Below are 19,091 nucleotides of genomic sequence, written 5' to 3'. Positions count from 1 at the left end.
GTGGCGCGGGTCGACGTCGGGTCGGTGTTCGAGGTGTTGAGGAGAATCGATGCAGCCCTGGCCGGGCACGTCCTACCCGCTGGGCGCCACCTACGACGGGGCGGGGACCAACTTCGCGCTCTTCAGCGAGGTGGCGACGGGCGTGACGTTGTGTCTGTACGACGCCGACGGTGCCGAGACCTGCATCCCGCTCCCGGAGCGTGACGGGTTCGTCTGGCACGGCTACCTGCCCGGGGTGGTGCCCGGGCAGCGCTACGGCTACCGCGTGGAGGGCCCCCTCGACCCCGAGGCGGGCCAGCGGTGCAACCCGCACAAGCTGTTGATCGACCCGTACGCGAAGTCGATCGACGGGAGTCTCGGCCAGACCTACGGGTGGGACGAGTCGCTGTTCGGCTACCACTTCGAGAACCCCGACGAGGTCAACCACGACGACTCGGCGCAGCACGTGCCGAAGGCCGTCGTGGTCAACCCGTTCTTCGACTGGCACGACGACCGCCCGCCGCGCACGCCCTACCACGAGACGGTCATCTACGAGGCCCACGTCAAGGGCCTCACCTACCAGCACCCGGACATCCCGGAGGAGATGCGCGGCACGTACTCCGCCGTCGCGCACCCGGCCACGATCTCCCACCTGCAGCGGCTCGGGATCACCGCGATCGAGCTCATGCCGGTGCACCAGTTCGTGCACGACGACGCGCTCGTCCAGCGCGGGCTGCGCAACTACTGGGGCTACAACACGATCGCCTTCTTCGCGCCGCACTACGGCTACGCGAGCACCGGGCCCACCGGGACCACCGCGCCGGGCTCGCAGGTGCAGGAGTTCAAGGCGATGGTGCGCGACCTGCACGCCGCCGGCATCGAGGTCATCCTCGACGTGGTCTACAACCACACCGCCGAGGGCAACCACCAGGGCCCCACGCTGTCCATGCGCGGCATCGACAACCAGGCCTACTACCGGCTGGTGGACGACGAGCCGCGCTACTACATGGACTACACCGGCACCGGCAACTCGCTGAACGTCCGGCAGCCGCACACCCTGCAGCTGATCATGGACTCGCTGCGCTACTGGGTCACCGAGATGCACGTCGACGGCTTCCGCTTCGACCTCGCGTCCACCCTCGCGCGGGAGTTCTACGACGTCGACCGGCTGTCCACGTTCTTCGACCTCGTCCAGCAGGACCCGGTGATCTCGCAGGTCAAGCTGATCGCCGAGCCGTGGGACGTCGGTCCCGGCGGCTACCAGGTGGGCAACTTCCCGCCCGCGTGGACGGAGTGGAACGGCAAGTACCGCGACACCGTCCGCGACTTCTGGCGCGGCACCCCGGGCACCCTGGGCGAGTTCGGCTCGCGGCTCACCGGCTCCTCCGACCTCTACCAGGACGACGGCCGGCGCCCCTACGCGTCGATCAACTTCGTCACCGCGCACGACGGCTTCACCCTCAACGACCTCGTCTCCTACAACGAGAAGCACAACGAGGCCAACGGCGAGGGCGGCAACGACGGCGCCGACGACAACAACTCGTGGAACTGCGGCGTCGAGGGCCCGACCGACGACGCCGAGGTCCTCGAGCTGCGCCACCGCCAGCGGCGGAACTTCCTCGCGACGCTCTTCCTGTCCCAGGGCGTGCCGATGCTGCTGCACGGCGACGAGCAGGGCCGCACGCAGGACGGCAACAACAACGGCTACTGCCAGGACTCCGAGATCTCGTGGATGGACTGGGCGCCGGAGAAGGCCGACTCGGCGCTCATGACCTACACCTGCGAGCTCTCCGCCCTGCGCGCGGCGCACCCGGTGTTCCGCCGGCGCCGCTTCTTCAACGGCCGCGAGATCCGCCCGGCCCTGCCCGGCTCGTCCGACGAGCCGCAGCGCGACATCGCCTGGTTCACCCCGTCCGGGGAGGAGATGGGCGACGAGGACTGGGAGGCCGGCACCGCGGCGACGCTGACGGTCTTCCTCAACGGCGAGGGCATCGCCGAGGCCGACCAGCGCGGACAGCGGGTCGTCGACGACTCGTTCCTGCTGATCTTCAACGCCCACTACGAGGACGTCGAGGTCACGCTGCCCGGCGAGGGCCTGCCCGACCGGTGGGCCACGGTGCTCGACACCGTCGACGGCACCGTGGTGGTCGGCACCGCCCGCAGCACCGCGGTCACCGTGGTCGACGCGCTGCCCGACGACCTCGACACCCGCGGCGGCGGCGACACGGTGACGCTCACCGCGCGCTCGATGCTGCTCCTGCAGAAGACGGACGCGGGCTCGTGAGCGGCCGCATCCCCTCCTCCGGGTCCGGCTCCGCTTCGCTGCGCGTCCCGTCCTCCACCTACCGGCTCCAGCTCTCCCCCGAGCAGGACTTCGCCGCGGCGACCGACCTCGTCGGCTACCTCGGCGACCTCGGCGCGGGCGCGCTGTACTGCTCCCCGCTGCTGCAGCCCTCGCCCGGGTCGATGCACGGCTACGACGTCGTCGACCCCACGAAGGTCAACGACGAGCTGGGCGGTGAGCAGGCGCGCGTGGCGCTGATCGGCGCGCTGCGCGAGGCGGGTCTCAAGGCGCTGATCGACCTGGTGCCGAACCACATGGGCGTCGCCGTGCCGGAGGCGAACCCGTCGTGGTGGTCGCTGCTGCAGCTGGGTCCGGAGTCGCCGTACGCGTCCTGGTACGACGTCGACCTGTCCGTGCCGATCCTGATCCCGGTGCTCGGGTCGCCCGAGGACGTCGAGAAGCTCGAGCTGTCCGACGACGCCTCCGAGCTGCGGTACTTCGAGCACCGCTACCCGGTGGCGCCCGGCAGCGCCGAGGGCACCGCGCAGGAGGTGCACGAGCGCCAGCACTACCGGCTCGTGCACTGGCGGCGCGGCAACGCCGAGCTCACCTACCGGCGGTTCTTCGACGTCTCCGACCTCGCGGCCGTGCGGGTGGACGACCCGGCGGTGTTCGACGCCACGCACGCCGAGGTGCTGCGCTGGGTCGGGGCCGACCCCGACGTCGTGGCCGGCCTGCGGATCGACCACCCCGACGGGCTGACCGCCCCCGGCGCCTACCTGCTGCGGCTGCGTGAACGGTTGGGCGACGAGGCCTGGCTGCTCGTCGAGAAGATCACCTCGCTGCGGGCCGACGGGGTCACCGAGGCGCTGCCCGCCTCGTGGCCGGCCGACGGCACCACGGGCTACGACGCGCTGCGCGAGGTGTGTGGCCTGTTCGTCGACCCGCGCGGCGAGTCGCTGATCGAGCAGGTCGCCGCGGAGCACACCGGACAGAGGCAGCGCCTGTCGGTCGCCGAGCACACCGCGAAGCGGCTGGTCACCGACGAGATCCTGCTCGCCGAGGTGCGCCGGATCGCGCGGCTCGTCCCCGCGGAGGACGGGGACGACGAGGCGACGGTGCAGGACGCGGTGGCCGAGCTGCTGGCGGCCTACCCGGTGTACCGGTCGTACCTGCCCGAGGGGCGGGCCGACCTGGAGCTCGCCGTGGACACCGCGTCGACCGCGCGCCCGGAGCTGGCCCCCGTGGTCCGCCGGATCCGGGCCGCGATGATCGCCGACCCCGACGGGCCGCTGACGCTGCGCGTCGAGCAGACCAGCGGGATGGTCACCGCCAAGGGCGTCGAGGACACGACGTTCTACCGGTGGAACCGCTTCGTCGCCCTCAACGAGGTAGGCGGGAAGCCCGACCGGTTCGGGGTCTCCCCCGCCGAGTTCCACGCCGCGGCCGCGCACCGCGACGCGGCGACGCCGGTCGCGATGACCACGCTCTCGACGCACGACACCAAGCGCTCCGAGGACGTCCGGGCCCGGCTCGCCGTGCTCTCCGAGCTCACCGCCGAGTGGGGCGCGCTGCTGCGGACGCTGTCGGTACGGCACCCCCTGCCCTCGCCGTCGCTGGAGCTGCTGGCCTGGCAGTCGGTGATCGGGGCGTGGCCGCTGACCGAGGAACGGCTGGGCGGCTACCTGACGAAGGCTTCGAAGGAGGCGAAGCTCGTCACCGCGCACGTCGACGCGAACGCCGAGGTCGACGAGCAGATCGCCGCCTGGCCCGCCCAGGTGCTGGGCTCGGCGGAGACCGTCGCCGAGATCGAGTCCTTCGTCGCGCAGATCGACGGCCACGGGCGGTCGAACGCGCTCGGCCAGAAGCTGCTGCAGGTCGCTGGCCCGGGCGTGCCCGACGTCTACCAGGGCACGGAGCTCTTCGAGTACTCGCTGGTCGACCCCGACAACCGGCGGCCGGTCGAGTTCCCCCGGCGCCGCGAGCTGCTCGCGCGGATCGACGGTGGCTGGCTCCCGCCGGGCGACGACCCCGACGGCGCCTCGAAGCTGCTGGTCACCGCCGCGGCACTGCGCCTGCGCCGGTTCCGTCCGGAGCTGTTCGACGGGTACGCCCCGCTGCCCGCCGCCGGTCCGGCGGCCGAGCACGCGGTGGCGTTCGCCCGTGGCGGCCCGGCCGGGCGGGAGCGGCTCGTCGTCGTGGCGACCCGGCTCCCCGTGGGCCTCGAGGCGGCCGGCGGCTGGGCCGACACGGTGCTGCCGCTGCCCGGCGGGGCGTCGGACTGGACCGACATGGTCACCGGGGAGGCCGTCGTCGGGAGCACCCCGCGCATGGCCGACCTGCTCGCCCGCTACCCCGTGGCGTTGCTGGTCCGCCCGGCCTGATCGCTGCCCGCGCGAGGGTGACGTAGGGCAGGATTCGAGGCCGGAACCCCTGTCTCACGTCACCCTCGCGGAGTGGGTGGAACGCGGCGAGCCGGTGCGAACCCTCAGCGGCGCGGCTTCGGGGCGAGCGGGACGACCTTGCGGGCCGGGCGCACCGCCGGGAGCACCTCGGTCGCCGCCTCGACGGGCAACAGCGTCTCCGTCACCGCCTCCTCGACGGCCGGGCGGGCGATCGGCACCTCACCGGTGACGGCGCGGATGGCCTCCTCCGGCACCCGGCCCCGCTCGGCCACGGGCACGGCGGTGCGCCGCTTGTCCCGGCGCCGGTAGAACAGCGCGCCGACGATCGCGACGGTCGCGACGAACGGCACCACGAGCGTCCACCACGTGGTCCCGCGGAACGACAGGTTGAGCACCGCGTGGGCCACCACGATCGGCCAGCACAGGTACGACGACCAGTGCACCCAGAACCACACGCGCCGCGAGATCCGGGACCGGAGCACCGACGTCAGGATGATGGCGAGGATCAGGTCGAAGGCGAGCGTGCCCATCGCCGCGCCGATCGGGTTGTACAGCGCGATGCCGGGCACGAACACGTCCACCACGCGCAGGTGCACGTAGTCGGTCACCAGCACCGTCACGATGTGGAGCACCACGAACACGACCGTGATCAGCGACAGGTTCCGGTGCAGCGCCACCAGCACGAACCGAGGCAGCCCCAGCTCGGCGTTCTTCACCACCGAGGTGTTGTGCAGGATCCCCAGGACGACGACGAGGCTGAGCAGCAGCAGACCCATGGCCCCGAGGGCCCGCGAGACGAACCAGAGCTGGAGCACCGCGTCACCGCGTGAACGGCGTGTAGACGAGCGGGCCCTCCTGCGGCCGCGTGTACTGGTACTCCAGCGGCGTCACGCGCGGCACGTCGGGCGCCGAGGCGGTCGCCGAGATCGCGGCCTGCAACCCGACCGTCAACGCGGCGGCGACGGCCGTGATCCACGCCGTCGTCTCGACGATCATGCGCTTGTTCGTCTCGTGCTGGGTCTTCTTGCGCGCGCCAGTGCCCGCCCGCACCGCTCCCGACGCCGCCACGGACCCAGGATGCCGGATGAAGTCCCCGTGAGATCACCCGAGGGCGGCTCGGAGCACCGTGTCGAGCGGGCGGGCCGGCCGTCCGGTCACCCGCGCCACCACGTCCGTCACCCGGTCCTCCGCCCCGGCGGCGATCAGCTCGTCCAACCCGGCCAGCACCTGCGCCATCGGACGGGGCAGGCCCGCCTCCACCAGGTGGTCCACGAAGGCCGCCGGCGGCACCGACACGTGCTCCACCGGGTGCCCGACGACCCCCGCCGCCACCGCGCACGCCTCGTCGTAGGACAGGGCCTCGGGCCCGGTGATCAGCTGCTCGCCGGGCGCCGTCCCGACGAGGCCCGCGGCCGCGACCGCGGCGATGTCGCCGGCGTCGACGAACGGCACCCGACCCGCGCCGGTCGCGGTCAGCACGCGACCCGCCCGCACCCCCGCCGCGACGGCGTGGTCGCCGGTGAAGTTCTGTGCGAACCAGCTCGGCCGCAGCACCGTCCACTCCGGCGCCTCGCGCACCAGCGTCGCGAGCCCGCCGTACCCGCTCGACGACGGCTCGATCAGGGACGACGACAGCAGCACCACCCGGCGCAGGCCCCGGTCCAGCGCCCGCCGCAGCACCGGCTCGACCACCGGCAGCGGGTCGGCCTCCCCCACCGGGGCCATCAGGTAGAGCGCCTCCACCTCGTCGAACGCCGCGTCGTGCGTCGTCGGGTCGGCCCAGTCGAAGCCGGACAGCGACCGCGACGCCCGCCGTACGGGGACGTCGAGCGCCTCGAGCGCCGCCACCACGCGCCGACCGGTGGTCCCGGTCGCCCCGGTCACGAGCGTCACCACGACGGACCTCCCGCCGCACCCGTCGTCGGGAAGGCCAGGGGATTCCAGTAGTCGCGGTAGGAGGTGATCCCGTCGTCGCCGACGCTGATCACCGCCACGTAGCGCATCTCGTAGGGCGCACCCGTGGCCGCGACGTCCCCGGCCACGGTGAACTCGACGACGACGGTGGCGGGGTCGGCGGTGTCGTGCCGCTGCTCCCACGTCACCCGACGCGGCAGCACCGCGTCGGTGTAGCCCTCGAGGTAGGCGGCGACGGCGGCCCGCCCCTCCAGGTGCGTCACGCCGCCCGGCGGGGCGAACGGAAAGTCCATCGTGCCGTCGGGCGCCCACTCGGCCGCGAACGCCGCCATGTCGTGCGCCAGGACCGCCTCCAGCAGGCGGTCCACCGTGGTGTGTGTCCTCATCGGTCCTCCGTGACGTCGATACGGTCCCGTCCCGACGTCACGCTACACCGTCCCGACGACGGGTCGGTCCCGTCCCGACGTAGACTCCGACCATGGCCCGTGAACCCGCCGGTGCGGCGCTCCTGCGTCCGGAGCTCACCGAGGCGGTCGTCGACGCCGTGTTCGCGGAGCTCGCGGAGGTCGGCTACGGCCGGCTGTCGATGCAGAAGGTGGCCGCACGGGCCGGCGTCGGGAAGAGCGCCCTGTACCGGCGGTGGCCGGGCAAGCAGGAGATGGTGAGCGACGTGCTGTCGCGGCTCGGCGTGCCGGACGACCCGCCGCCCGACACCGGTGACCTCGCCGAGGACCTGCGCCTGCTGGTCCGCGACGTCCGGGACTGGCTGACGCACCCGCGGCTGCGGGGCATCGCCCCGGACCTGCTGGCCGAGGTCGGTCGCAACCCGGGCCTGGCGGCGGCGTTCCGCGACCGCCTCGCCGGGCCGCGCCGCGACCGGGTCCGGCCCGCCCTGGCCGCCGCCGTCGCCCGCGGGGAGATCGCGGACGACCCCACGACCGTCGAGGTGGTGACGGACGTGCTGGGCAGCGCGCCCTACTGGCGGCTCACGGTCGCGGGCGAGGACGTCGACGACCGGTACCTGGACCGGCTCGTCGACGTCCTCGTCGGAGGCCTGCGCCCCTAGCCGCGCTCCTGGCCGAGCAGCGTCGCGTCCGCCGGGGAGAGCCGGTCGGTGATCGTGTTCCGCTGGTGCCAGTACGGGTAGAGCAGCGGCATCGCGGAGACCTCGTCGAGGCGGCGGACCTCGTCGTCGGTGAGCGCGAGGTCGGCGGCGGCGAGGTTGTCGGCCAGCTGCTCCTCGGTGCGCGCACCGATCACGAGCGAGGTCACGCCGGGCTTGTGGAGCAGCCACGCGTTTGCCACCTGGGCCACCGAGACCCCGTGGGCGTCGCCGATCCCCGCGGCGACCTCGATGATGTCGTAGAGCCGCTCCCGGTCGTGCACCGGCGGCTCGGACCACTCGCCGAGGTGGCGCGAGGTCTCCGGGTCGTCCTGGCCGCGGCGGAACTTGCCCGAGAGCAGACCACCGGCGATCGGGCTCCAGACGAGGATGCCGAGCCCCTGGTCGATCGACACCGGGACCAGCTCGTTCTCCGCCTCGCGCGCCTGCAGCGTGTAGTGGATCTGCTGCGAGACGAAGCGCTGGAACTCACCGCGCTCGGAGACCCCGAGGGCCTTCATGATGTGCCACGCCGAGTAGTTCGAGCAGCCGATGTACCGGATCTTGCCCTTGCGGACGAGCGTGTCGAGCGCCTCGAGGGTCTCCTCGAGCGGCGTCTGCCCGTCCCAGCCGTGCAGCTGGTAGAGGTCGATGTGCTCGACGCCGAGGCGCCGGAGGCTGTCCTCGCAGGACCGGACGATGCGGGTCCGGGAGGCGCCGCCGTCGTTCGGGCCGTCGCCCATCGGGAAGCGCATCTTGGTGGCGAGGTAGAGGTCGTCGCGGTGGTTCTTCGTCGCCTGCCCGACGATCTCCTCGGACTGCCCGGCCGAGTACATGTCGGCGGTGTCGACGAGGTTCACGCCGTGGTCGACGCACAGGTCGATCTGTCGCGTGGCGCCCTCGACGTCGGTGGTGCCGAGCTGTTCGAACATGCCCCGGCCGCCGAAGGTCATCGTGCCCATCGTCATCGTCGAGACCTTCAGTCCCGACCGGCCCAGTTGCCTGTACTCCATGCGCGCCGGATGCCCGTCCGGGGACGTCCCCGAACGGGCGTGGCGGTCGCGGATTCAGCGGCGGGTGAGCTCCGGGCGGATCGCGAGGAGCAGGCCGAGCACCGTGTAGCCGAGGAGGAAGTGCACCCCGGCGACCACCGATCCGACGGCCGGGCCGAGCACGGCCAGCGCGGGGACCGCGACGAACACCCAGCTCTCCGCGACGACCGGCCAGGCCCGCAGCGCCCTCCGCCAGCGACCGGCGACCGCGACCTTCACCCCGATGACGGCCATGCCGAGCATCGACAGCGGCCAGAACGGGTCGAGGACGGTGGCGAGGGTGCTCCACTCGCCGTTTCCCGTCGGCAGGGTCAGCACGGACTGCACCGTGGCGATCCCGAGGACGACCGACTCGACGACGAGCATGCCGCGAGCGAGCCGGGTGGTCCCGGTGGCCCCGGTCCGCCACATCGCGGCGAGCAGGGCGAAGACCCCGAGCTGGAAGAACAGGCCGGTCAGCGAGATCGCGAAGCTGCCCTGCTCGGCGCCGTCGCCGGTGAGGACGAAGGTCGTCCCGTAGGCCCCGGCGCCGGCGGCGAGGGCGGCACCGAGGAGGCGGAACGTTCCCGACGATCCCGGGGTCACGTCCGGCGGGACCGGCGCGGGCGGGGCCACGTCGGTGCGGGCGGGGGCGGGGACGTGGCTGACGTGGCTGACGTGGCCGGTGGTGGCGCGGGTGCTGGTCATGGCGGGCTCCTGGAGGCATCGGTCGACGGTGGCGGGGTGCCGGTCGGTCATGGCGGCAAGCCTGCGGTGCCCGCGTCCCGGTCCCCCAGGGCCTGCGCTCCCGGTTCCGGTCCCGTCCCGTGTCCCGGACGTCCGGGACATCGCGCGGGACCGCGGTCCCTCGGCGGGGCGGCGATGGCGTGGCAGGGTCGGCGTGTGACGGAGACCCTCCCCCGCGCGCGGGCGACGGACGCGGACGTGTCGCGGGCGCCGTCGTCGTCGTGGGTCCGGGAGGCGGGGCTCGCGCTGGTCGCGCTCATCGCCCTCGTGATCACCGTCGTCGTGGTGGTGCTCGACGTCCGGGCGTCCGGTCGCCCCGTTCCGATGGGCGTGAACGCCGAGGCGAACTGGCCGATCGCCGCGTCGGGGCTCGCGCTGCTCGTGCCCGGCCTCGTCGTCGTCCGGGGTCGGCCGGGCCACCGGCTGGGGCCGGTGCTGCTCGTCGGGGGCCTGGCCTGGGTGGTCGACGCGCTCGCCGGCGCGTGGCTGCTGGAGGCGCTGGCGAGCGGCGCCCCGCTCGGCGGCCTCGCGTTCACCGTGATCGCGCGGTGGGGGGCCTTCCTGCTGCTCACCCTGCCGCTCGTCCTGCTGCTCTTCCCCGACGGCCGGCTGCCCCGCGGCCGGGCGGGCCGGTCCGCCGCGGTCGGCAGCCTGGCCGCCACCGCCCTGCTGCCGACGTGCCTCGTCGTCGTCCCGTCCGAGGTGCTGGACGCGCGGTTCGGCGAGACCACCGCGCCGGAGGTCCGTGTCCTCGGGATCGACACGCTGTCGGTGCCGTGGTCGGGCTGGCCGCTGGTGCTCGACGTCGCCTACGCGTTCCTCCCGCTCGGGCTGGTCGTGCCGCTGATCGCGGTGGTCGTGCGCTTCCGGCGGGCGACCGGGGTGCGGCGCCTGCAGATGCGGTGGCTGGTGTGGGCCGCGATCGTCGACGCGCTGGTGATGCTGACCAGCCGGGTGCTCCCGGCCTGGGCGACGGCGCCCGCGCTCTGCCTGGCGATCGGGGTGACGGCGGCGGCGGTGCTGGTGGCGGTGACCCGCTACCGGCTGGCCGAGATCGACCGGCTGCTCCCGGCGACGGTGCTGACCGCGCTGCTGGCGCTCGGCGTGGTCGGGGTCGACCTCGTCGTGCTGGGGCTCGCGGGATCGGTGCTCGGCGGACGGGACACCTTCTTCCTGGCCGTGGCCGTCGTCGCGGTCGCCTACACCCCGCTGCGCGGCCGGCTGTGGCGGCTCGCGCGGCGCCTGGTCCGGGGGACGCGCGACGACCCGGAGGGCACCGTCGCCGCTCTGGCGGACCGCCTCGAGTCGGCGTCGGCGCCCGACGCGCAGCTCGCGGCGCTGGCGCGCTCGGTCGTCGACGCCTTCCGCCTGCCCGGGGTCCGCGTCGAGGTCGACCGGGCCGACGGGGCCCGGGCCGTCGTCGAGCACGGGCGCCCGGGCGACGAGGTCGTCGAGCTCCCCCTGCGCTACCGCGACGAGCCGATCGGCCGCGTCGCCGTGCCCGCCCCCGCCTTCGCGGCGCTGTCCCGACGCGACCAGCGCCTGCTCGCCGACCTGCTCCGCCAGGCCGCCGCGGCCGCCCGCGCCGGTGCCCTCGGGGCGTCCCTGCAGCAGGCGCGCGAGCAGCTCGTCACCGCCCGCGAGGAGGAGCGCCGGCGGCTGCGCAACGACCTCCACGACTCCGTCGGACCGGGCCTGGGCGCCGTGACGCTGCGGATCGAGACCGCCCGGGAGCTCGCCACGGTCGACGTCGCGGCCGCGGACGCGATGCTCGACCGGGCCACCACCGAGGTCGCCGAGCTGCTCACCGAGGTCCGGCGCCTGGTGCACGACCTGCGCCCGCCCGCGCTCGACGAGCTCGGCCTGCTCGCGGCCCTGCGGGAACGGGCGCGGGCGCTCTCCGGCGAGCACCTGACGATCACGGTGCACGGGGACGAGCCGGGCGCGCTCGGCGCCGCGGTGGAGGTCGCCGCGTTCCGCATCGTCTCCGAGGCCCTCACCAACGTCGTCCGGCACGCCGACGCGGCCCACGCGCGGGTGGACCTCGCCCGCGAGGCCACGGCCCTCGTCGTCACCGTGACCGACGACGGCCGCGGCATCGACCCCGGACGCACCGCCGGCGTGGGCAGCCGCTCGCTGCGCGAGCGCGCGGCCGAGCTCGGCGGGACGACGACCGTGACGTGCCCGCCCGCCGGCGGCACCGTGGTGCGCGCCGTGCTGCCCGTCCGTCCCCCGGGGGGAGACCCGTGACCCGTGTCCTGCTGGCCGACGACCACCCGGTCTACCTCGAGGGGCTGGCCGGGCTGCTCGCCGCGACCACCGCGGCCACCGGGATCGAGGTGGTCGGCACGGCGGCCGACGGGACCGAGGCCGTCGCCCGCGCCGCGGAGCTGGCGCCCGACGTCGTCGTGATGGACGTCCGCATGCCCGGCCTCGACGGCATCGCCGCCACCCGCCGGGTCCTGGAGGCGCAGCCGGGGACCGGCGTCGTCGTGCTGACGATGAGCGAGGAGGACGAGACCGTCTTCGCCGCGATGCGCGCGGGGGCGCGGGGCTATCTGCTCAAGGGCGCGACCCGCGCGGAGATCACCAACGCGATCGCCACCGTCGCCGCGGGCGGGGCGGTGTTCGGGCCCGCGATCGCGCGCCGGGTCGCCGACTTCCTCGCGCCGCGCCCGGCCGCGGGCAGCGACGTGTTCCCCGAGCTCACCGGCCGCGAGCGCGAGGTGCTCGACCTCGTCGCTGCCGGTCGGGCGAACCCCGGGATCGCCGCCGCGCTGCACCTCTCGCCCAAGACGGTGCGCAACGTCGTGTCGTCGATCTTCGCGAAGCTGCAGGTGGCCGACCGGGCCGAGGCGATCGTGCGGGCGCGGGAGGCGGGCCTGGGCCGGGGCTCAGGTCCGGGCGGCCTGCGGTGAGGTGAGTCCGCTGAGCGCGAGGACCCGCGCGGCGGGCCCCGTCTCCGGCAGCACCAGCTCCGCGCCCGCCCCGGCCGCCGCGAGCAGCACGCCGATCCCGGCGCTGGCGAGGTGCCCGACGCCCGTGACGTCGAGCGTCCAGCGCGGGCCGGGCGGGGCGTCCAGGGCGCGCGAGAGCACGTCGGCCCCGGCGAGGTCGAGGTCGCCGGTGACCCGCACGGTGGTGCCCTCGACGGTCACCGTCGCCGTCCGGTCCGGGGCGACCACGGCGGTCGTGTCCCGGTCCGCGGCGCTCGAGCGGCGGGCCGGCGGCACGGTGAACGACACGGTGGTGCCGTCCGGTCCGGCGTCGAGGACGACGTCGGAGGCGAGCGCCCGGATCAGCGACAGGCCGCGGCCGCGGTGCCCCGGGTCGGTGGGGATGGTGCGCCAGGCGCCGTGGTCGGTGACGTCCACCGTCACGCCGCCGTCGGGCCGCACCGCGAGCGTGACGGTGACCTGCGCACCGGGCGGCGGCACCGCGCCGTAGGCGTGCTCGACGGCGTTCGTGGCGGCCTCGCCGAGCGCGAGCTGCAGGTCCTCCGCGACCTCGTCGCGCAGTCCGGCGGGCCCGGCCCACGCCCGCACCGCCCGCCGCATCCGGGCGAGCTCGGTGGGGTCGGCGGGGAAGGTCCGGGTCATCGGCGACGGAGCGAGCCGCACGACGACCACCGCCACGTCGTCGATCGCCTCCGCGGGGGCGAGCGCGTCGAGCAGGTGCGAGGCCATCGGCTCGGGGGCCGGGTCGACGCTCTGCCCCGCCACCGCGACGAGCCGGTCGAGGCCCTCGTCGAGGGACTCGCCGCGCCGTTCGACGAGGCCGTCGGTGTAGAGCACGAGGTCGGCGCCCGGCCGGACGTGGACCACGCCCTCGGTGCGGGGCGGCCGGTTCTCCTGCGCGAGCCCGAGCAGGGGGCCGTGTCCGGCGGCATCGGTGAGCAGGCGCGGCCCGGCGTCGTCGATCAGCAGCGCCGGCAGGTGGCCGGCCCGCGACCAGCGCACCTCGCCGGACTCGAGGTCGACGAGCAGGCAGATCGCCGTGGACGCCCGCGCACCGGCGACCCGCGAGACGAGCCCGTCGAGCAGGTCGAGCGCCGGACCCGGTCCGTGGCCGGCGAGCAGGTAGCCCGACAGCGCGGTGCGCAGCTGCCCCATGACGGCGGCCGCGGCGGTCCCCTGGCCGACGACGTCGCCGACCACCACCGCGACGTGGCGGGGCCCGACCTCGACGACGTCGTACCAGTCGCCGCCGGCCGAGGTGCCGACCGCCCCGGGCAGGTAGCGCACCGCGATCGGCAGGCGGGGCACCTCGGGCAGCGCCTGCGGGAGGAGCGAGCGCTGCAGCGTCTGCGCGATCTCGTGCTCGGCGCGGAACAGGCGCGCCCGGTCGAGGGCCACCGCGCAGGGCTCGGCGAGCGCGAGCAGGGTGGTGCGCTCCCCCGCGTCGAGCCGGCCCATGACGTCGCGGCCGACGGTGATGCCCCCGACGACGTTGCCCGCCGCGATCAACGGGACGGTGACCACCTTGCGCAGTCCGCGGGCCCGCATCAGCGCGACGAGCTCGGGGTCCTGGGCGTCGGTGGGCTCGCCGGGCTCGGGTTCGTGCACCCACAGCGAGCGCTCGGAGCGGACGGCCCGGGTGAGCAGGGTGTCGGCGTCCAGGGGGACGACGTTCCCGTTCGAGCGCGGGTCGAGCTGCGCCGGCCGCCGCGTGACCATGCGCAGCTCGCGCGTGGCGCGGTCGTACTCGAAGACGGCCGCCTGGGTGTCCTCGCCCAGCAGCTCCACGACGTGCTCCATCATCGCCCGGCCGACGTCGGCGGGCGTCGCGGCCGCGGAGAACGCGGTGGTGGCGTGGTGGACGATCGCGAGCCGGTGCGCGGCGCTGCGCTCGTCGGCGTAGAGCAGGGCGTTGTCGAGGCTCGGGAGGGTGCGGGCCACGACCTCGTCGACGAGGGCGCGGTCGGCGTCGGACCAGGCCGCGGCGGACGGGTCCCGTTCCAGCACCAGGACGCCGAGCGTGCGGTCGCGCACCCGCAGCGGACGTCGGAGCCGGTGCGGACCCTCGTCCACCCCGACCTCGCCGCTCTCGTCGACGTACACCCGGTCGCCGAGGTGCGCCTCGCCCAGCACCCGGGCCAGCTCGCGCAGCCGGCCGGCGACGGTGTCGGTCGACTCCATCCCCGCCCCGACCTCGGCGAGCAGCCGGGCGCGGTCGGCCTCGCGGAGCCGGGTCTCCACGTCCACCGCCGCGCCGACCCAGCCGCTGGCGTGGCCGTCCGGGCCCGGGACGGGCGTGGCCTGCTCGACGAGGCGGTGGTAGGTCCCGTCGGCGTGGCGCAGCCGGAAGTCGGTCTCCCAGCTCCGACCCCCGGCCCGGGCCGGGGCCACCACGGCCTCGTAGGTCTCGCGGTCCGCCGGGTGCAGCCCGGTGAGCCAGCCCCGGCCGAGCTCGTCGGCCCGGTCGCGCCCGGTGAACCGGGTCCAGCCGGCGTTGAGGAACACCCGCCGGCCCACGGCGTCGGACACCCAGATCATGGCCGGGGCGAGGTCGGCCACCGCGGAGAAGCGGGCCTCGGCCTCGCGGCGGGCGCGCCCGAGCTGCAGGTGGGCCTGCACGCGGGCCTGCAGCTCGCCGGGCGCGAACGGCTTGACGAGGTAGTCGTCGGCCTGGGCGGCGAGGCCCTCGACGGCGGCCTCCTCCCCCGCGCGCGCCGAGAGCAGCAGCACCGGGACGCGGTCGGTGCGCGGGTCGGAGCGCAGCGCGGTGAGCAGGCCGAGCCCGTCGCGGCCCGGCATCATCACGTCCGACACGATCATGTCCGGCGGGTCGGCGAGGGCGAGCTCGAGCGCCTCGTCGCCGTCCGCGGCGGTCTGCACCGTGCACCGCGGGGCGAGCAGGCGGCTCACGTAGTCGCGCATGTCGGCGTTGTCGTCGACCACCAGGACGCGGCCCAGCACCGACCGGTCCGACGCCGCCGGGCCCGCGCCGGCACCCGCGGGGACCCACAGCTCCGCCTCGTCGACGAGGGCCCGTGACCGGTCGGTCGGGTCGGCGGTCGTGTCCGCGGGGTCGGCCTCCGTGGTCGTGGTGACGGGCAACCGGACGGTGAACGTCGTCCCGACGCCGAGCTCGCTCCCGACCTGCACCGACCCGCCGTCGTACTCGACGAGGTCCCGCACGAGGGCGAGGCCGATCCCGCTGCCCTCCGCGGAGCGGGCCCACGTGCCCTCGATGCGGTGGAACCGCTCGAACAGGCGGGGCAGCTCGTCCGCGGCGATCCCGATGCCGGTGTCGGTCACGGTGAGCACCGCGTGGTCGCCCTCGCGGCGCAGCCGCACGGTCACCGAGCCGGCGCGGGTGTACTTGAGCGCGTTCGAGACGAGGTTGAGCACGACCCGTTCCCAGCCCGTGCGGTCCACCGCGACCCGCTCCGGCCAGGAAGGGGCGTCCACGACGTAGTCGAGTCCGGCCCGCTGCATCGCCGAGGCGACCATCCCCGCGACGTCGACGGTGAAGCGGCCGAGGTCCACCGGGGTGCGGACCGGCTCGGCGCCGCCGGCCTGCAGCCGGGCGACCTCGAGCAGGTCGCCGACGAGGCGGGTCAGCCGCCGGGTGTTGCGAGCGACGACCTCCAGGTCCCCGCGGGCGCGGGCCGGGGCGAGCCCGGGGTCGGCGAGGAGGCCGTCGACCGGCCCGGCGATCAGCGTCAGCGGTGTGCGCAGCTCGTGGCTGGCGTCGGCGAAGAAGCGGCGCCGGGCCTCGTCGAGCTCGGCGAGGGCCTCCGCCCGTCGTCGTTCCGACTCCGCGGCCCGGGCGTCGAGCACGCCGGACGTCACCTGGCTCGCGACGAGCTCGACGAAGTCGCGGTAGAGGTCGTCGAGGGCGAGGAAGCGGGACAGTCCGACGACGAGGACGCCGAGCAGGTCGTCGTCCGTGGCACCGGGCGGGCGCAACGGAACGAGCGCGACGCGGTCGCAGTCCTCCGGCACGGCCCCGCGCACCGCGGCCGGCAGGTCGACCACCGTGGTGCCGGCCCGCGCCCGGCCCAGCGGCCAGGGGCCCGCGTCGTCCGGGCCCGCGGTCCACGGCGCCGCCGGCCCGCCGCGCTCGGTGCCGATGGCGGCCACCAGCTCGGCCCCGCCGTCGCCCTGGAGGTAGACGAGCCCGAACGGGACGTCGCGGTGGTCGTCGCCGAGCACCGCGGCGGCCGCGTCGGCGACCGCCCGGGTGGAGCGGGCCGTGGTCATGGCGGTCGCGAGGTCGCGCAGGAAGGCCATGCGCCGTTCGGCGAGCACCCGCGGCGTGGTCTCGGCGACCGCGCAGAACAGCCCGCGGATCGTGCCGTGCTCGTCGGCGAGGGGACTGTAGGAGAACGTGTGGTACGTCTCCTCGGGCCAGCCGTGGCGCTCGAGGAAGAGCAGCAGGTCCTCGTCCCAGGTCGACTCGCCGCGCTCGATCACGGCCGTGACCCGAGGGAGCACCGCGTCGTACACCTCGGACCAGACCTCCCGGAACGGGCGGCCCAGCGCCCCCGGGTGCTTCGAGCGCAGCGTGTCCCGCCGGTAGGAGTCGTTGTAGAAGAACGTGAGGTCCGGACCCCACGCCATCCACATCGAGAACCGCGAGGTCAGGAGCACGCGGACCACCGTGCGCAGCTCCCGGGGCCAGGACCGCGACGGCCCGAGCGGGGTCGCCGCCCAGTCGACCTCCGCCATCGCGGCGGCCACGTCACCGCCGGTGGCGAACAGCGGATCGACGCCCGTCGGATCCACCTCGTCCGCTGCCCCAGCCATCCCCTGTCTCTCCTCCGTCTCCGCGACGATCGAGCCTAACGCCGGGGGCGTGTACCCGGTTCGCACGGCGATGCCCCGTGCGGACCGGGAGGATCGGCGCCCGTGACGGGTACGGGTGTCGACGGGACGTTCTCGGTGTGGGCTCCGACGGCGGGGACGGTGTCGGTGGTGGTCGACGGCGTCGCCTGGCCGATGAGCGCCGACGAGGGCTGGTGGACCGCCACCGTCGAGGGGGCCGGACCGGGAAGCTCGTACGCCTACGCCCTCGACGGCGCCGACCCGCTGCCCGACCCGCGCTCGCGCCGCCAGCCCGACGGGGTGCACGCGCCCTCCCAGGTCTGGGCCGCCCCCGGGGTTCCCGACGACGGGTGGACGGGCCGGGGGCTGCCGGGTGCGGTGATCTACGAGCTGCACGTCGGGACGTTCACCCCCGGCGGCACCTTCGACAGCGCGGTCGAGCGTCTCGACCACCTCGTCGAGCTCGGCGTGACGATCGTCGAGGTGCTCCCGGTCAACGCCTTCGACGGCACCCGCGGCTGGGGCTACGACGGGGTGCTGTGGTTCGCCGTCACCGAGAACTACGGCGGCCCGGACGCGTTCCGCCGGTTCGTCGACGCCTGCCACGACCGCGGCCTCGGCGTGGCGCTCGACGTCGTCTACAACCACCTCGGGCCGTCCGGGGCCTACCTCGACCGGTTCGGCCCGTACTTCGCGGGCTCCAACGACTGGGGCTCGGCGCTCAACCTCGACGGGCCCGGCTCGGACACCGTGCGGGCCTACATCCTCGAGAACGTGACGATGTGGTTCGTCGACTTCGGGGTCGACGCGCTGCGCCTGGACGCGGTGCACGCGCTGCGCGACACCCGCGCGACGCACCTGCTCGAGGAGATGGCGGTCCACGTCCAGGGCCTGGAGGCCGCGTTGGGGCGGCCGCTCACGCTGATCGCCGAGTCCGACCTGAACGACCCGCGTCTGGTCACCCCCCGCGAGGCCGGCGGCTACGGGCTCGACGCCCAGTGGTGCGACGACATCCACCACGCCCTGCACTCGACGCTGACCGGGGAGACCCAGGGCTACTACGTCGACTTCGGCGAGCTGGAGACGCTCGGACGCGTGCTGCGCGAGGCCTACGTGCACGCCGGGACGTGGTCGACGTTCCGTGGCCGCACGCACGGGCGACCCGTCGACCTCGACCGCGTGCCCGGGTGGCGCTTCCTCGCGTACCTGCAGGACCACGACCAGGTGGGCAACCGCGCGGGCGGCGACCGGCTCTCCGCGTCGCTGTCCCCCGGCCGGCTCGCGTGCGGCGCGGCGCTGGTGTTCTGCTCCCCGTTCACGCCGATGATCTGGATGGGCGAGGAGTGGGGCGCGTCCACCCCGTGGGCGTTCTTCGTCGGCTTCGAGGACCCGGAGCTGCAGGACGCCGTCCGGGAGGGGCGTCGTCGGGAGTTCGCGGAGCACGGCTGGGGCGCCGAGGAGGTCCCCGACCCGACAGACCTCGCGACCTTCGAGCGCTCCCGCCTGGACTGGACCGAGGCCGAGGAGGGCCAGCACGCCTGGCTGCTCGACGTCTACCGCACGCTCGTCGCGCTGCGCCGCACCGAGCGGGAGCTGGCCGACCCGCGGCTGGACCGGGTGCAGGTCGACGTCGACGCGCACGCCCGCACGCTCGTGGTGCATCGCGGGGCGCTGCGCCTCGTCGTGAACCTCGGTGGCGGGGAGGCGACGGTGCCCGTCGACGGCGCCACCGAGGTGGTGTGGGCGCCGTTCGAGGTGGGCCTCTCCGAGGCGGCCGTGGTGCTGCCGGCCGAGTCGTGCGCGGTGGTGCGGACCTGCTGAGTGCAAGCAATGCGTCACTGCTTGCACCCCGAGACA

Annotated in this window: 13 protein-coding genes; 6 read left to right on the top strand and 7 right to left on the bottom strand. The window is 74.8% G+C overall.

Annotated elements, in window-relative coordinates:
* Positions 1-49 precede the first annotated feature (49 nt).
* Positions 50-2,263: a glycogen debranching protein GlgX gene (gene glgX / locus ACQPYX_RS13630; RefSeq protein ID WP_433803448.1), complete on the top strand. Its 2,214-nt coding sequence runs from the start codon at positions 50-52 to the stop codon at positions 2,261-2,263.
* Positions 2,260-4,647, top strand: coding sequence for a malto-oligosyltrehalose synthase (gene treY / locus ACQPYX_RS13625; protein ID WP_433803447.1), 2,388 nt, complete (start codon positions 2,260-2,262; stop codon positions 4,645-4,647). Before glgX ends, treY begins: the two co-directional genes overlap by 4 nt.
* A 104-nt stretch (positions 4,648-4,751) precedes the next feature.
* Here the strand turns inward: treY and ACQPYX_RS13620 are convergent, their stop codons facing one another.
* Genes ACQPYX_RS13620 through ACQPYX_RS13605 form a run of 4 tightly spaced genes read right to left on the bottom strand, consistent with a single transcriptional unit; the run spans position 4,752 to position 6,968 of the window.
* Positions 4,752-5,483: a ferric reductase-like transmembrane domain-containing protein gene (locus ACQPYX_RS13620; RefSeq protein WP_433803446.1), complete on the bottom strand. Its 732-nt coding sequence runs from the start codon at positions 5,481-5,483 to the stop codon at positions 4,752-4,754.
* Between the two features lie 4 nt (positions 5,484-5,487).
* A complete protein-coding gene (locus tag ACQPYX_RS13615) occupies positions 5,488-5,736 on the bottom strand; it encodes a hypothetical protein (RefSeq protein ID WP_230748881.1) in 249 nt (82 codons plus the stop codon).
* 33 nt (positions 5,737-5,769) lie between these two features.
* Positions 5,770-6,561 (bottom strand): ergot alkaloid biosynthesis protein, encoded by a 792-nt coding sequence (locus ACQPYX_RS13610; RefSeq protein WP_433803445.1) that lies wholly within the window; start codon positions 6,559-6,561, stop codon positions 5,770-5,772.
* Positions 6,558-6,968 (bottom strand): nuclear transport factor 2 family protein, encoded by a 411-nt coding sequence (locus ACQPYX_RS13605; protein ID WP_433803444.1) that lies wholly within the window; start codon positions 6,966-6,968, stop codon positions 6,558-6,560. The genes ACQPYX_RS13610 and ACQPYX_RS13605 overlap by 4 nt, the downstream gene beginning before the upstream one ends.
* A gap of 92 nt (positions 6,969-7,060) precedes the next feature.
* Between ACQPYX_RS13605 and ACQPYX_RS13600 the strand changes: the two genes are divergently transcribed.
* Entirely contained in the window at positions 7,061-7,648 is a 588-nt protein-coding gene (locus ACQPYX_RS13600) for a TetR/AcrR family transcriptional regulator (RefSeq protein WP_433803443.1), read from the top strand.
* On the opposite strand, the gene ACQPYX_RS13595 is transcribed toward ACQPYX_RS13600, so the two are convergent.
* Positions 7,645-8,652 carry an aldo/keto reductase gene (locus ACQPYX_RS13595; protein ID WP_433803442.1) on the bottom strand — a complete coding sequence of 336 codons (1,008 nt, stop codon included), beginning with the start codon at positions 8,650-8,652 and terminating at the stop codon, positions 7,645-7,647. The two genes, ACQPYX_RS13600 and ACQPYX_RS13595, sit on opposite strands and share 4 nt — an antisense overlap.
* A gap of 99 nt (positions 8,653-8,751) precedes the next feature.
* Positions 8,752-9,423 (bottom strand): hypothetical protein, encoded by a 672-nt coding sequence (locus ACQPYX_RS13590; protein ID WP_433803441.1) that lies wholly within the window; start codon positions 9,421-9,423, stop codon positions 8,752-8,754.
* Positions 9,424-9,618: 195 nt separating this feature from the next.
* Here ACQPYX_RS13590 and ACQPYX_RS13585 point away from each other — a divergent pair, with 195 nt between their 5' ends.
* Positions 9,619-11,712, top strand: coding sequence for a sensor histidine kinase (locus ACQPYX_RS13585; RefSeq protein WP_433803440.1), 2,094 nt, complete (start codon positions 9,619-9,621; stop codon positions 11,710-11,712).
* The gene (locus ACQPYX_RS13580) at positions 11,709-12,380 is read left to right on the top strand and encodes a response regulator (protein ID WP_433803439.1); all 672 of its coding nucleotides are present in this window, start codon (positions 11,709-11,711) and stop codon (positions 12,378-12,380) included. Before ACQPYX_RS13585 ends, ACQPYX_RS13580 begins: the two co-directional genes overlap by 4 nt.
* Here the strand turns inward: ACQPYX_RS13580 and ACQPYX_RS13575 are convergent.
* Entirely contained in the window at positions 12,357-17,216 is a 4,860-nt protein-coding gene (locus ACQPYX_RS13575; RefSeq protein ID WP_433803438.1) for an ATP-binding protein, read from the bottom strand. The genes ACQPYX_RS13580 and ACQPYX_RS13575 overlap by 24 nt on opposite strands.
* A gap of 102 nt (positions 17,217-17,318) precedes the next feature.
* On the opposite strand from ACQPYX_RS13575, the gene treZ reads away from it, so the two are divergent.
* Complete coding sequence (gene treZ / locus ACQPYX_RS13570; protein WP_433803437.1) at positions 17,319-19,055, top strand: malto-oligosyltrehalose trehalohydrolase; 1,737 nt, start codon at positions 17,319-17,321, stop codon at positions 19,053-19,055.
* The last annotated feature ends 36 nt before the right edge of the window (positions 19,056-19,091 follow it).

Origin of the sequence: Actinomycetospora sp. CA-084318 (assembly GCF_050955885.1) — a bacterium.
GTDB lineage: Bacteria > Actinomycetota > Actinomycetes > Mycobacteriales > Pseudonocardiaceae > Actinomycetospora.
The sequence above is the reverse complement of the archived record's forward strand: the minus strand, read 5'-3'. Positions and strand labels throughout refer to the sequence as shown.

What these genes read in the sequence shown, in the direction of transcription:
- ACQPYX_RS13595 (WP_433803442.1), bottom strand. Translation starts at nt 8,652, where the DNA reads ATGACGATGGGCACGATGACCTTCGGCGGCCGGGGCATGTTCGAACAG.
- glgX (WP_433803448.1), top strand. Translation starts at nt 50, where the DNA reads ATGCAGCCCTGGCCGGGCACGTCCTACCCGCTGGGCGCCACCTACGAC.
- ACQPYX_RS13600 (WP_433803443.1), top strand. Translation starts at nt 7,061, where the DNA reads ATGGCCCGTGAACCCGCCGGTGCGGCGCTCCTGCGTCCGGAGCTCACC.
- ACQPYX_RS13605 (WP_433803444.1), bottom strand. Translation starts at nt 6,968, where the DNA reads ATGAGGACACACACCACGGTGGACCGCCTGCTGGAGGCGGTCCTGGCG.
- ACQPYX_RS13575 (WP_433803438.1), bottom strand. Translation starts at nt 17,216, where the DNA reads ATGGCTGGGGCAGCGGACGAGGTGGATCCGACGGGCGTCGATCCGCTG.
- ACQPYX_RS13590 (WP_433803441.1), bottom strand. Translation starts at nt 9,423, where the DNA reads ATGACCAGCACCCGCGCCACCACCGGCCACGTCAGCCACGTCAGCCAC.